Genomic DNA, 13,429 nt, shown 5'->3' with positions numbered 1-13,429 from the left:
TGCCGTCTGCTCCCGGTTATCGACACCTCTGTGGTATTGCTGTCCTACCGGCCTTGATGGGATGCCCCTTCCTGGACGGCGATGATTAATGGGTTGTGAAGACAAGGAGGTGCAGTCGCATGAACCGTACGGGCAATGGCCCTTTGGCGCAGCAGAATCAAGGTGACAGCGCCTCGGCAGGCGACGGCATGGAACGCGGTCTGAGCAACCGTCATGTACAGTTCATCGCCATCGGCGGCACCATCGGCACCGGGCTCTTCCTGGGGTCGGGCAAGTCCATAGCCCTGACCGGTCCCTCCATCATCCTGGTCTACATCGGGGTGGGGCTGATCATGTACCTGCTCATGCGGGCCATCGGCGAGCTCATGTATCGCAGTCCCGTCCAGCACACCTTCATCGCCTTCATCAGCCGCTACCTGGGCCAGGGGTGGGGGTCCTTCGCCGGCTGGTCCTACTGGATCGTGCTCATCCTGATCGGCATGTCCGAGCTGACCGCCGTGGGCACCTACTTCGTCACTTTCTTCGGCACCTTCGGCATTGATCTGAGCGCCTGGCGGGGTCTGATCGAGCTGTGCTTCCTGACGGCCATGGTGTGCATCAACCTGATTGCCGTGAGGGTTTTCGGGGAGACCGAGTTCTGGTTCTCCATGATCAAAATCACCCTGATTCTGGCCATGATCGTCACGGCTGTGGTCATGGTCATCACGGGCTTCCACTATCCGGCCGTCCACATGCCGGGACAGGACCGGATCAGCCCGGCCGGCCATGCGGGCCTGGACAACATCACCACCGGTCTGAGTCTGGCGCCCAACGGGTGGATGGCCTTCTTCATGAGCTTCCAGATGGTCTTCTTCGCTTACGAGATGATCGAATTCGTGGGCGTGACCGTCTCCGAGACCCAGAATCCCCGCAAGGTCCTGCCTAAGGCCATCAATCAGATCATCCTGCGCGTACTGATTTTCTACGTGGGTGCCCTGGTCGCCATCATGCTGATCGTGCCCTGGCGATCCTTCCGCCCCAACGCTGACGGCAGCTTTACCTCGCCCTTCGTCATGGTCTTCCGCTACGCCGGGGTGGACTGGGCGGCCGCATTGGTCTTCTTCGTGGTCATCACAGCAGCCAGCTCCTCGCTGAACTCCCTGCTCTACTCCGCCGGCCGCAACCTCTTCCAGCTGGCCGCCGCCGGCCACTCTCCGGTGATGCGCAGCCTGCATACGATCTCGCGCCGCGGCAAGGTGCCCGCCCGGGCCATCGTTCTGTCCGGAGTGCTGATCCTCTTATCCCCGGTGTTGCATATGCTGCCCGGCTTCGAGAACACCTTTGTCCTGTTCACCTCCTGCTCCAGCGCGGTCATCATCTTCATCTACATTCTGACCCTGCTTGCTCACCGTCGCTACCGGACCAGCCCGGACTTCATGCCCGATGGGTTCATCATGCCGGCCTACCGGGTGACTGGAGCCGTTGCCATCGCCTTCTTCGTCCTGATCTACCTCTCGCTCTTCCTGGCTCCAGACACCCGGTATCCAGCCATACTGGGATTGGTCTGGCTACTGGTATTCGGCGGCATCTGCCTGTGGAAGCATAAGGGTGAGCCGTTGTCGGCCGACTGACCTCCTGCGAGCGCGGGCGCATTATATGGCCTCAAAAGGCTATAAACAAGTCTGTTTTTCCATTTGTGCTTGGGCTAGATTGATTTTCGGTAGTTGTCAAATCGGCCTTCGTTTCTCGCAGGTTCGATTACGAGGGACTGACGAAGGAGATCATCGCCCATGGTTGCACAGGTCGGCAGGACGCGAGTGGCCAGGACCGCTGGCTCTCTGCTCTCATGCCTGTTGCTGGCCCTGATGTTCCTGGTCTTGCAGACCCCGCAATCGGCCATGGCGGCGAGCGGGGCCACGGACTATGGCAGCTGGACCCAGGTGGCTGATTCCATATCTGGTCAGCTGGATCGGGGGTGTAAGGACTATGCCCGGGAGGATCGCGCCGGGGCTGCCTCGCAATTCATGGGGGCCTACAACGTGGGTTATGTGGGCTCCGGATTCGTCTCGGTCGTGGAGTCGACCCTGGGTCAGGACAGGCGCAACGCCCTGGACGTGCAGTTCCAAGGCCTGCAGAACCAGGCCTATGCCCCGGATGCCGGGCAGGCCCTGACCCAGGGCAGTGAAAAGCTCAAGGCCGATCTGGCTGCTGCGGCCACCCAGCTGGATGCCACACAAGGGCTGGCCAATCCCCGTGCCTATGCCAAGGCCCAGCAGGAGCAGATCAAGGCGGATCGTCGACGGTTGGATGCAGCCAAGAAGCATCGGAACACCGGCAAGGGCGACCGGACCTGGACCCAGGTGGCCCACGAGATGACGCCCATTCTGGATCAGGCGCTCGCCCAGGCTTCCAAGGGGCAGGGCCAGGCGGGATCCGACCTGGTCAACAAGGCCTATTACCAGTATTACGAGAAGCTGGGCTTCGAAAAGAACGTCATGAATGCCATCAGCGGCAACAGGGTCTCCCAGGTCGAGTACCAGTTCAAGGAGACCCGGATGGCCATGGTGGCGGGCAAACCCGCCAAGACCCTGGTGAACGACCTGAAGAGCATGCTGGTCGAGGACGCAGCCACTCTGGACGGAGGCGCTGCGGACCAGGTCAATGGGTGGACGACCTTCCTGACCTCCGCCTTCGGCCAGGCCTTTGTGGTTCTGCTGAGGGAGGGGCTGGAGGCCATCCTGGTGGTGGCGGCCATCATCGCCTACCTGGTTAAGTCCGGCCATAAAGACAAGGTTCGGCACATCTACTGGGGCATTGCAGCGGGCCTGGTGGCCAGCGGGCTGGTGGCCCTGCTCTTCACCCTGCTCTTCAACGGGAACGGTCCCCAGCAGGAGATCCTGGAGGGCGTGGTGGCCCTGGTGGCCATGCTCATGTTGCTCTACACCAGTAACTGGATGCTGTCCAAGTCCTCTGTGGAATCCTGGAACCACTACATCCGGAGCCGGACGGTGGCGGCCATCTCGAAGGGCAGCGTGATCTCCCTGGCCCTGCTCTCCTTCCTGGCGGTCTTCAGGGAGGGGGCGGAGACGGTCATGTTCTACCAGGCCATCTTCGCCATGGCTCCTGGTGGCAGGCGCGAGATCTGGACCGGTTTTGTGGCTGCCGCCGTGGTCCTGGTCATCGTCTTCGTGCTCATCCGCTTCACCTCGGTCAAAATTCCCATCCGGCCCTTCTTCATCATCACCAGCCTGCTCATGGCGGTCATGGTGGTCATCTTCGCCGGGGGCGGCGTCCATGCCCTGATCGAGGGCGACCTGGTGCCGGCCACCTACCTGCCCGGCGTGCCCACCAGCGACTGGATCGGGCTGTATCCCTACACGCAGACCATCGGCGCCCAGATACTGGCGGCCCTGGTCGTGGTCGTGTTGGCAATTGTGTCGACCCGCCGTCTGCACAAGCAGGAGCGGTTGCGGTCGAATCAGGACTCCGGCGGGTCGCCGTCGGCAGCCGTCCATCAGACGGAAGCCGATCAGGCCGTCGAAGGGGCTGTGCCTTCTGAGGTCACGGCATCCATGCAAACACCAAAGAGCGAAGGACAATCATGAAGAAGAGACAATTGACCGCCCTGGTCGCGCTGATGCTCTCAGGCACCCTGGCTCTGGCGGGGTGCGGCTCCGGTGGAGCGGGTACCCGTGAAGCCCCCGCGCCTGAGGCCTCCGGCGCCTCCCAGTCCTCGGCGGGCAAGGGGGCCGGGTTCGAGGAGATCCCCATCCCGCCCGACGATCAGCAGAAGGGCCCCCTGAACATCGGCACGGTCTTCTTCCAGCCCATCGATATGGAGCCCGCATCCATGGGCCTGAAGGCGGCCGATGCCAGCCTGCATCTTGAAGCCGATATCCACGCCCTGCCCAACAACGACCTGGGCTATGCCAAGGGCGAGTTCGTTCCGGATCTGACCGTCAACTACACCATCCAGAACAAGGATGATCCCAACGACAAGCAGTCCGGCACCTTCATGCAGATGAACGCCTCGGATGGCCCGCATTACGGAGCCAACATCAAGATGGAGAAGGCCGGATCCTACAAGCTGACCTATTCCATCGACTCTCCGGAGAAGAAGGGCTGGATGCTACACGTAGACCCGGAGACCGGCGTGAAGGGACACTTCTGGACCGAGCCCATCGTGGTCAGCTGGGACTGGGACTACACGCCCCACCAGTGGTAAGCTGCTATGCGCCATGCTTGAGCAATTTGTCACGGTCTTGCCGGGGACGCTGGCCCCGGCCCTCCTGGTCATGGTTTTCAGCGTGCTTTTGGGGGTTGGCGAGGGCCGAGATCGGCCCCGTTCCTCCTCTTGGCGGCTGATAGGCCTGGGGGTCGGCGTGCTGGGGGCGTTGGTCTTCGCCCTCCTGCGCGCCACCGTGATCATCAACCGCCGGACCATGGTCAACTACCCGACCCTGGTAGCCTGCGTTCTGACCGATCTGGCGGCCATCGTGGTGGTGCTGGCCGCCGATCGGCTGGTCTCGGACTGGCATCGCCGCCCTTGGGTCATGGATTTGGCCAACGCCCTGGCGGCCCTGGCCATAGCCCTGACGACCTTCCGTGCCTTGCCTGATGTCATCCTGCAGCTTACGGCCTTTGTGGAGCCGGGGGAGCCGGTGCTGACTTCGGCCATGCTCCTGAGGGCCCTTGGCTTCCTGCTCGGCCTGGCCGCCGCTGTGACGGTGGCTGCCATTCTGAGGACCATGCATACCTCCTGCCCTCGGATAGCCTTCCGCCTGGCCGCCCTGCTCATGGTGGTCCTGCTGCTGGTCCGGCACGGCGTGGCGCTGGTGGCCCTGATGCAGACCACCGGCCTGGTTCTTCTGCATGGCTGGGCCTTCCGGATCATGGCCCTGGGCTACAACGCCGACCTGATCCTGGTTCTTGTCCAGGTGCTGGTCTTCATCATTCCGGTTCTGGCCTGCCTGGTTGCAGGCTGGCGTATGCCGGTGACCGGAGCCTCCACAGCTGACGACCGCAGTCATCGTGCCTTCCGCCGAAGGGCCCTGGCATCAGCGGTCTGGAGTCTGGTGGCCATGATTGGCGTCACCTTGGCTCTGACTGTGGGCACGGCCCAGGCCCACCAGGTGCCTGTGCTCTCGCCGCCGGAGCGGTATTCCTTGACCTCCGATACGGCTACCATCCGTTTCTCCCAGGTGGAGGATGGCCACTTGCATCGATTCAGCTACCGGGCCAAGGACGGCACCGAGATGCGCTTCATCATCATCCGCAAGAATGGCGCAGCCTATGGGGTCGGGCTGGACGCCTGCGATAATTGCGGGGATGCGGGCTATTACGAAAAAGACGGCAAGATTATCTGCAAGAAGTGCGACGTAGCCATCAACCTGGCCACCATCGGGTTCAAGGGCGGCTGCAATCCCGTCCCTCTGCCCTATAAGACCGGTCGGGGGGCCATACTGATCAGCACCGCCGACCTGGATGCCCTGTCATCGCACTTCAAGAGCTGACATAGGGAAGGAGCGGTTGGTATGTTCTTCATGCGAATGATGCTGCGGTCATTCAGCCGCCAGTTTGGGCGAAGAATACTCATCGCCGTCACGGTTTGCCTGTCGGCCTGCGTAGCTACTGCCATGCTGGGGGTGGTCTTCGACGTCGGTGACAAGCTCAACGCGGAACTGTCCACCTATGGATCCAATATCACGGTCCAGGCCAAGGCGGATGCCGTGGTCTCCGACCTCTACGGCGACCAGGAGGGCGGCCCCTCAGGTGACGAGTCAACGCCGACCGCCTTCCTCAAGGAGTCCCAGGTGCCCAAGATCAAGACCATCTTCTGGGCCTACAACATCACCGACTTCGCCCCCCGCCTGGACCTTCGTGGCACTGTGGACCAGGTCGGCGCCCCCCTGGTGGGCACCTGGTTCGGCCGGACCGTCAAGGTGGACAGCGGCGAGAGCAGCACTGCGGGTCTGAAAGGTCTTCGACCCTGGTGGAAGGTTCAAGGACGCTGGCCCAAGGACGAGGCTGGGTCCGGCGGCAGGACCGAGGCCATGATGGGCAAAGAGCTGGCGGCACGACTGGGCGGCAGTCAGGTTGGTGACCAGGTCAAGGTCGGTCTGGGCGATCAGCGGCGGACCGTCACCATCGTAGGCATCTTCGACTCCGGTGATGCCGATGCCTCCTCCCTCTACCTGCCTACCAAGCCGTTGCAGGAGATGTCCGGCCTGACCGATCAGATCGACCAGGTGGAGGTCAAGGCCCTGACCACGCCCGAGAACGACCTGGCCCGCAAGGCCGCACGAAATCCTGCTGCCCTCTCCCAGGACGAGTGGGAGACCTGGTACTGCACGGCTTATCCATCCTCCATCGCCTACCAGATCGAGGAGGCCATCCCCGGGTCCATGGCCAAGCAGGTCAGGCAGGTGGCGGCCCTGCAGGGCGACGTTCTGCAGAAGACCCAGGCGGTCATGATCCTGATGACCGTGCTCAGCCTGCTGGCGGCAGCCATCGCCGTTGCCAACCTGATGGCGTCCTCCATATCCGAGCGGTCCTCGGAGTTCGCCCTGCTCAAGGCTCTGGGCGCCACTGACGGGGCCGTGTCCAGACTGGTGCTGGCCGAGACGGCCCTGATTGCCCTGGTCGGGGCTCTGGTCGGTGCTCTGTTGGGCTCCGGAGTGGCTCAGATCGTGGGCAGGGTGGTCTTCGGCTCAGGCATCACCATGCGGCCCATGGTTTTCGTGCTGGTTTTCGTGCTGCTGGCCCTGACCGTGCTGCTGGCATCCATCTCGTCCATCAGATCCATTCTGCGGCTTCGGCCGGCGGAGGTGCTTCATGGCCGCTGATCGCCATAAGAGCCATATGACCCATACCCGCATGTTCCTGACCATGCTCTTCGGGGCCGTCTTCCGTCGTCGAGGCAGGGCCCTGATGGCGGTGGTGGCCTCCCTGGTGGGGGCAGCCACACTCTTCTGTCTGGCGGCGGTCTGCATCGAGGCCCCTAGACAGATCAACCAGGAGATGCGTTCCTACGGGGCCAATTTGATCGTCTCGCCCATTCAGGGGGGCAACCGGTCCGAATCCGGCATCGAACAGGGCATGGTGGACCACACCACCCATATGGTGACCGCCAAGGCTCCGGCAAGGTACGCCACCTATCGATATGAGACAGTGCAGGTCAATGCTGGGGCCCGCGTGATGGCCGGTATCCACTCTGACCAAGTGCGTCGGCTCAACCGCCACTGGAGCGTGGAGGGTTCCTGGCCCCGGCCCGGTTCGGTCATGGTGGGGCGGGACCTGGCTGATTCGCTTGGGCTGACCACTGGCAAACAGATAACCATCGGCTATCCGGCCGGACAGGTCACCAACACGGGCAAGGCCGGAGGGCAGGGGCGAGACTTTCGTGTGGGCGGCATTGTTGATACCGGTGGTCCCGAGGATCGGATCATCTACGCCGACCTGTCTGATCTGGAGCTCCTGACCGAGGCCAAGCGGGGTACCGATGTCATCGAATACTCGGTCAACACCATGACCTCGGGGCTAAAGACCATTGCCGCAGGCATCAACGACATGACCTCCATGGGGGTCAAGGCCCGGCCGGTCACCAGGATCACAGCGGGCGACAGCCATACCATCGCCATGCTCCAGTCGCTCTTCTGGCTGGTTTCGGTGGTGGTGCTGGTCCTGACCTTTGTGGGCGTGGGGACTACCATGGCCTCCATCGTCTCCCAGCGGCGCAGCGAGATCGGCCTGCGCAAGGCCCTGGGCGCTTCCTCGCGGGGGATAGCTATGGAGTTTCTGGCGGAATCGGCTTGCTACGGATTGGCAGGAGGCCTGATCGGCACGGCCCTGGGCTATGGCTTCGCCCGGCTGCTCTGCCTGTCCGTCTTCCAACGGCCGCTGGGCTTCAACTGGTGGCTGGCCCTGGGCACGGTACTGCTGAGCGTGGCCATATCCATGATCGCGTCCATACGGCCGGTCCTCCGGGCTTCGCGTATCGACCCGGCCCTGGTTTTGAGGGAGGAATGACAATGACGCAGGCAAAGGCGAGCGAGTCCCAGTCGGGCGGCGGCATGCTGCTGGACTTGGACCATGTATCCAAGATTTACGGCAATCTGCATGCCTTGGACGACCTGAATCTGAGCGTTCCACAAGGTCAGTGGCTGGCCGTGGTGGGGTCATCCGGCTCAGGCAAGACCACGCTGATGAACATTCTGGGTTGCATGGATACTCCCAGCCGGGGCTCGGTCCGTCTGCAGGGGCGGCCGTTGGAGGATCTGAGCCAGTCCCAGCTGGCCGATGTACGCAAGAACGTGATCGGCCTGGTCTTCCAGAAGTTCTACCTGGTCCCGCATCTGACCGCCCTGGAGAACGTCATGGTGGCCCAGTACTACCACTCGGTGGTGGACGAGGACCAGGCCATGAAGGCCCTGGACCGGGTGGGTTTGGCAGATCGGGCCCGCCACCTGCCCAGTCAGCTTTCGGGCGGCGAGCAGCAGCGGGTCTGCGTGGCCCGGGCGTTGATCAACGAGCCCAAGCTGATCCTGGCTGACGAGCCCACTGGCAACCTGGACGAGGCCAATGAGCGGATTGTGCTGGACCTCTTCAGGCAATTGCATGACCAGGGAACCTCCCTGATTGTGGTCACCCACGATGCCCTGGTGGCCTCCTGCGCCCAGCGGGAGATCATGCTCAACCACGGTGTGCTTGCCGGCGAGCAGTGGAATGATGAGGAGGCCAAGCGGGCCTACCTTGCTGCCGGAGGCCGTCCGGCCTTCAGTGGAACTCCTGTCGATTCCGGGGACCAGGATATTCCGGTGGGCTTCCATGACCCCACCAAGACGGCCAAGACCGGCGGCTCCCTGCCGGGATCGGCTGCTGATGCAGAAGGAGGGCGTTGAAATGGCCAAAAGCAAGTCTCGGGGACTGGCCACGGCCTCGGCAACCCTGGCGACCCTTGTGGCGGTCGGCTCCCTCCTGGGCGGCTGTGGAAGTCAGCAGGCCAAGCCCATGGACGACGAGTTCGCCGGATCGGGCGCAGAGTCCAGCTCTGCGCCAGAGTCAGGAGCCGGCTCTGCGGGCGAAGGTAATCCCACCGCCGTCTCCCGTGATGGACTGCCGACCGCCCCGGCTGACACGGGCAACTATCACGATGGCACCTACACCCTGACGGGCAAGTACGGGCATGACGGGGCTGACAGCATCGATGTGGATCTGGACCTGTCGGGAGGCCAGGTGACCCGGGTCCAAGTCCAGGGGCATTCGGATTCGCCCATCTCGCGCGGCCACATGGAACGCTTCGCCCGGGCTGTGCCTGGAGTAGTCCAGGGGCGCCCACTCAAGGACCTCAAGGTGGACAAGGTGGCTGGGGCCAGCTGGACCTCGGATGCCTTCAACAAGGCCTTGGATCTGGCTCGGCTGGAAGCTTCGGCGGACAGGTCTTCCTGAGAACCGGGCCATACGGGTGGCAGAAACAAAAAGGGGCGAGGATTTGATTCCTCGCCCCTTTTCAAGCCTTCTATATTATAGGTCGTGTAGTTATATCGGTCGCCTCAGACCAACTACCGATCCCACCAGGGCCGCAGCGGATAGGTGTCCGTGCCGGTTTCAGGATCAGGCTTGATGCACTGGAACTGATGTATCTGAATGTTGTCGAGCTCGAAGTTGAGCCGCGCGCCGGCCATGTACAGACCCCAGAGACGCGCCTTGGGTTCGCCCACCATGGGCTTGGCCTGGTCCCAATGCTCCTGGAGGTTCTCAGTCCAGTGCTTGAGGGTCAGCGCATAGTGCTGGCGCAGGTTCTCCTGGGTGATGACCTCGAAGCCGGTGTCCTGGATGGCCAGTTCGATCTCGGCCGGGCTGGCCAGCTCGCCGTCGGGGAAGATGTAGCGGTCGATGAAGCCGCCGGCCCGCTTGTGGTCATGGGAGTTGGTGCGGGTGATCTGGTGGTTGAGCAGGATGCCGCCCGGACGCAGCTTGTCCATCATCTCCTTGAAGTAGGAGGGGTACTGCTTGTAGCCCACATGCTCCATCATGCCGATGGAGCAGATTCCATCGAATCCGGACTCGGGCACGTCGCGGTAGTCCATCAGCCTGACCTCGGCCAGATCCTGCAAGCCCTCCTGGCGGATCCAGTTCTGGGCCCACTCGACCTGCTCCTCAGCCAGAGTCACGCCGATGACGTGAATGCCGCGGCGGGCGGCCGCGATCTCCATGGAGCCCCAGCCGCAGCCCACGTCCAGCAGACGGTCGCCCTTGTTCAGGTGCATCTTGTCCAGGACCATGTTGAGCTTGTGCCACTGAGCGTCTTCCAGGCTGCCGTCCGCCTTCTCGAAGACGGCGCAGGTATAGGTCATGGAGGAGCCTAGGAAGAGCCGATAGAAGTCGTTGGACTGGTCGTAATGGTAGCTGACGGTAGCCGCATCCCCACGGCGGGTGTGGGGGCGGATGCCCTCGGTCAGTCGCTTGGCCAGGGAAGGCCCCTCGATCGCCGGCGGCTCGGGCACACGCACTCCGTGCGAGAAGACGGCCGCAGCTGCCCGGGCCAGCTCCATCTTGCTTGGGTGCTTGACGAAGTGCTTGAGGCCCATCAGTTCCTTGAGGACCTGGTAGGGGTTGCCCGGCAGCAGCTCGGGTGAATCCAGATCGCCCTGCAGGTAGGCGCGGGCCAGACCCAGGTCGTTGGGATTTTCCGTGATGTAGTACATGGCACGGGAATTCTTGACTTCCAGATGCAGTGGCGCTTGGTCCTGCCCGAAGACCGACCCATCGAAGGCGGTCACCTGCACAGGCGCGTCAGGGGTGAGGAAGAGCCCGATCATCTCGGCTACAGTCATCTTGCTTTTGGCCATAAAGCCCCCTTGTGTGACCCGACATGACCGAACATGGCGGGTCTGGTAGTTAGTGGATACAAGTACTGTCTTCACCCTACCCCTGACACTGGTCCCTATCGGTGTCATGTTCGCTGAATTATTCCGCATGGGAAACCTTGCCTGGGTACAGACTCTTTGGTAAGGCTGAGCATGGAGGCGAGCAGGAAATGACCAGCAGCGGATCAGCGTCGGTTGGGGCAGATGAGGCCTGGGTTCAGGACACTCTTGCCAGATTGGGGCATTCGCGTTTTCGGGCCGGTTTCTCCCTGTCGGCCAAGGACCGCGCCTACGCCCGCGCCAAGGGCAGGGATACCATCGACCGTCACGCCCATGAGATGCTGGCCAAGCGTGTGGGGCCTGCCCACCCTTTGAAGGACGGCAAGCAGACCCCCTACCGCGGGCATCCGGTTTTCACGGCCCAGCATGCAACGGCCACCTGCTGCCGGGGGTGCATCGAGCGCTGGCATCATATCCCGCGCGGACGGGCTCTGACCGATGCGGAGGTGGACGCCCTGGCCAGGCTGGTCATGGCCTGGATCGAGCGCGATTTGGTGAAACATCCAGTTCGCTCGGTCTGACGGCGGTCGTTACTTCTTGTTCTTGGCTCCGGAGCGGGGAATGCCCAGAAGTTTGCGTGCCTCTGCAGCCAGCTTTTTCGGTGTCTTGCGCACGCCACTCTCTTCGGCATCCTTGATGATGGTCTTCACGTCCAGGTCGGGATTGCGGTCCTGGGTGGCCACCAGGTCGCGTGCCTCCTGTCGGTTGAGCACAGTGGGCAGGGTACCCGGCATGGGGCGCCGGGCGGTTTCCGCCAGGAAGAGCACGGTAACAAGACCGCAGGTCGAGGTGAACATGATCCAGTAGGCGGGTGCCAGGGACTTGCCGGTCGCGGTCACCAGCCCTTCCATGATGACAGGCGCTGTCCCGCCGAAGACGGCTACTGCCAGGTTGTATGACAGTCCCATGCCGCCGTAACGGGAGGCAGTGGGGAAGAGGGCCGGCAGGGTGGATGCCAGGTTGGCTACGAAGAAGATGACCGGGATGGCCAGCAGAACCAATCCGCCGAAGACGGCACCCGTGGTCTCGTGCTCCAGCAGTCGGAAGGCCGGCAGGGACAGGCAGAGTCCAGTGAATGCTCCCATGAACAGCACCTTCTTGCGCCCAAAGCGGTCGGAAAGGGCTCCAGTGATGGGAATGCAGCAGGCCACCATAAGCAGGACCGGCAGGGAGAGCAGATTGGCCTGGGCGGTGTTGTAATGCAGGGTGCCCGACAGGTAGGTGGGCATGTAGGCGGTCAGCGTGTAGCTCAGGGTGTTGGCCGCGGCCACCAGGATGAAGGCCATGAGCAGTTCCCGCCAATAGCCCCGGATCAAGTCCAGCAGGCTCTTGTGCTGGCTCTTGGTCTTCTCGTCGCTGGCATCCTGCGCCTGACGGAAGGCAGGGGTGTCCTGAACCTTGGCCCGGAAGTAGACCGCGATGGCAGCCAGCGGCAGGGCGATGATGAAGGGGATGCGCCAGCCCCAGGCCAGCATGGCTTCTGGGGAGATGGAGAACTCCAGGAGGGAGACCAAGGCTGCTCCGAAGGCGTAGCCCAGGTAGGATCCCACGTCCAGCAGGGAGGCGAAGAAGCCACGATGCCGGTCCGGTGAGTATTCGGTGACCATGGTCGAGGCTCCCGCGTACTCGCCTCCAGTGGAGAAGCCCTGGATCAGCTTGAGCAGGATAAGCAGAATAGGTGCCAGCGGGCCGACGGCCGCATAGCTGGGCAGAAGGCCAATCAGCAGGGTGGCTGCGGACATGCTCAGCAGGGTGAAGGCCAGAATGCGCTGGCGGCCGATCTTGTCGCCCAGCTGGCCCAGGACCACACCGCCCAAGGGCCGGGCAACGAAAGTCACAGCGAAAACACCCAGGGAGAAGAGCCGCTGCATGGCATCGGAGGCATCAGACAGGAAGACGCGGCCGATGGTTACCGCCAGGTAGCCGTAGACCCCCACGTCATACCATTCCATGAAGTTGCCGACCACGGTGCCGGCAATGGCCCGCTTCAGGGTGGACCTGTCCACTACGTTGATGTCGGTCAAATGCAGGCGCTCGCTCCAGCCCCGATGCGGTCTGGGATTCTGCTTGCGGGCCCTGCGCTTTTCCGCGGCCTGCTGCTTCTTCAGTTGCTTGGCTGCCTGTCGATCACGCTGTTTCTGCTCGTGCTGGCCGCTATCTGCAGTCGAAATTTTATCGTTCTCTGCCATTATTCCTTCTCCGGCCACTAGGCCGTTGTTCGTCTTTTCCGCCTTTGTGATTTCCCTATCTGCCTCTTCCTTTAGCGGTTTTCACAAAAATGCCATAAATACACAGCTTACCACGCTGCACTCTTTAGGGCAGAAGAAAGTAGCTGCACCCTCGAATCCAGTGGTTTTGTATTGCCGATCAATTGAAGGCAGACAGATACAAAAGAAGAGCCGGTATATCTTGTTTTAAGAGATCGCATTTCAGGACTTCTTGACTGCTGTCGTATAAGTAGTGGTATATTCAGCTTGTCAAGAACATCGCAGGGGAACGAAAGGGGTAATGATGTCTGCTTT

11 protein-coding genes are annotated in these 13,429 nt (G+C 62.3%); 9 read left to right on the top strand and 2 right to left on the bottom strand.

Annotation, left to right across the window (positions count from 1 at the left end):
* The first annotated feature begins 119 nt into the window (after positions 1-119).
* From ACVWNW_RS04510 to ACVWNW_RS04475, 8 genes are all read left to right on the top strand, one after another.
* Positions 120-1,610 (top strand): amino acid permease, encoded by a 1,491-nt coding sequence (locus ACVWNW_RS04510; RefSeq protein WP_454483268.1) that lies wholly within the window; start codon positions 120-122, stop codon positions 1,608-1,610.
* A gap of 159 nt (positions 1,611-1,769) precedes the next feature.
* Positions 1,770-3,584 carry an FTR1 family iron permease gene (locus ACVWNW_RS04505; protein WP_454483266.1) on the top strand — a complete coding sequence of 605 codons (1,815 nt, stop codon included), beginning with the start codon at positions 1,770-1,772 and terminating at the stop codon, positions 3,582-3,584.
* On the top strand, positions 3,581-4,204 hold the full coding sequence (locus ACVWNW_RS04500; protein ID WP_454483264.1) for an iron transporter: 624 nt from the start codon (positions 3,581-3,583) through the stop codon (positions 4,202-4,204). The genes ACVWNW_RS04505 and ACVWNW_RS04500 overlap by 4 nt, the downstream gene beginning before the upstream one ends.
* 13 nt (positions 4,205-4,217) lie before the next feature.
* Positions 4,218-5,492: a Fe-S-containing protein gene (locus tag ACVWNW_RS04495; RefSeq protein WP_454483262.1), complete on the top strand. Its 1,275-nt coding sequence runs from the start codon at positions 4,218-4,220 to the stop codon at positions 5,490-5,492.
* Between the two features lie 21 nt (positions 5,493-5,513).
* Positions 5,514-6,824, top strand: a complete 1,311-nt coding sequence (locus tag ACVWNW_RS04490) for an ABC transporter permease (protein WP_454483260.1) — start codon at positions 5,514-5,516, stop codon at positions 6,822-6,824.
* Between the two features lie 16 nt (positions 6,825-6,840).
* Positions 6,841-8,007, top strand: coding sequence for an ABC transporter permease (locus tag ACVWNW_RS04485; RefSeq protein ID WP_454483378.1), 1,167 nt, complete (start codon positions 6,841-6,843; stop codon positions 8,005-8,007).
* A gap of 44 nt (positions 8,008-8,051) precedes the next feature.
* Positions 8,052-8,879 carry an ABC transporter ATP-binding protein gene (locus ACVWNW_RS04480; protein ID WP_261253522.1) on the top strand — a complete coding sequence of 276 codons (828 nt, stop codon included), beginning with the start codon at positions 8,052-8,054 and terminating at the stop codon, positions 8,877-8,879.
* A gap of 1 nt (position 8,880) precedes the next feature.
* On the top strand, positions 8,881-9,426 hold the full coding sequence (locus ACVWNW_RS04475) for an FMN-binding protein (RefSeq protein WP_454483258.1): 546 nt from the start codon (positions 8,881-8,883) through the stop codon (positions 9,424-9,426).
* 113 nt (positions 9,427-9,539) lie between these two features.
* Here ACVWNW_RS04475 and ACVWNW_RS04470 read toward each other — a convergent pair whose 3' ends face one another.
* Complete coding sequence (locus tag ACVWNW_RS04470) at positions 9,540-10,829, bottom strand: class I SAM-dependent methyltransferase (protein WP_454483256.1); 1,290 nt, start codon at positions 10,827-10,829, stop codon at positions 9,540-9,542.
* Between the two features lie 188 nt (positions 10,830-11,017).
* On the opposite strand from ACVWNW_RS04470, the gene ACVWNW_RS04465 reads away from it, so the two are divergent.
* The gene (locus ACVWNW_RS04465) at positions 11,018-11,428 is read left to right on the top strand and encodes a DUF4186 domain-containing protein (RefSeq protein ID WP_046323530.1); all 411 of its coding nucleotides are present in this window, start codon (positions 11,018-11,020) and stop codon (positions 11,426-11,428) included.
* Between the two features lie 9 nt (positions 11,429-11,437).
* Here ACVWNW_RS04465 and ACVWNW_RS04460 read toward each other — a convergent pair whose 3' ends face one another.
* The gene (locus ACVWNW_RS04460; protein ID WP_454483254.1) at positions 11,438-13,096 is read right to left on the bottom strand and encodes an MFS transporter; all 1,659 of its coding nucleotides are present in this window, start codon (positions 13,094-13,096) and stop codon (positions 11,438-11,440) included.
* Positions 13,097-13,429: the final 333 nt, after the last annotated feature.

The sequence above is a fragment of the Bifidobacterium sp. JNUCC 75 genome (assembly GCF_054819865.1).
This window is presented reverse-complemented; position numbering and strand designations above follow the sequence as displayed.

Coding starts and splice junctions, on each gene's coding strand:
- ACVWNW_RS04465 (WP_046323530.1), top strand. CDS start 11,018: ATGACCAGCAGCGGATCAGCGTCGGTTGGGGCAGATGAGGCCTGGGTT.
- ACVWNW_RS04510 (WP_454483268.1), top strand. CDS start 120: ATGAACCGTACGGGCAATGGCCCTTTGGCGCAGCAGAATCAAGGTGAC.
- ACVWNW_RS04485 (WP_454483378.1), top strand. CDS start 6,841: ATGACCCATACCCGCATGTTCCTGACCATGCTCTTCGGGGCCGTCTTC.
- ACVWNW_RS04470 (WP_454483256.1), bottom strand. CDS start 10,829: ATGGCCAAAAGCAAGATGACTGTAGCCGAGATGATCGGGCTCTTCCTC.
- ACVWNW_RS04460 (WP_454483254.1), bottom strand. CDS start 13,096: ATGGCAGAGAACGATAAAATTTCGACTGCAGATAGCGGCCAGCACGAG.
- ACVWNW_RS04500 (WP_454483264.1), top strand. CDS start 3,581: ATGAAGAAGAGACAATTGACCGCCCTGGTCGCGCTGATGCTCTCAGGC.
- ACVWNW_RS04495 (WP_454483262.1), top strand. CDS start 4,218: ATGCTTGAGCAATTTGTCACGGTCTTGCCGGGGACGCTGGCCCCGGCC.
- ACVWNW_RS04490 (WP_454483260.1), top strand. CDS start 5,514: ATGTTCTTCATGCGAATGATGCTGCGGTCATTCAGCCGCCAGTTTGGG.
- ACVWNW_RS04505 (WP_454483266.1), top strand. CDS start 1,770: ATGGTTGCACAGGTCGGCAGGACGCGAGTGGCCAGGACCGCTGGCTCT.
- ACVWNW_RS04480 (WP_261253522.1), top strand. CDS start 8,052: ATGCTGCTGGACTTGGACCATGTATCCAAGATTTACGGCAATCTGCAT.
- ACVWNW_RS04475 (WP_454483258.1), top strand. CDS start 8,881: ATGGCCAAAAGCAAGTCTCGGGGACTGGCCACGGCCTCGGCAACCCTG.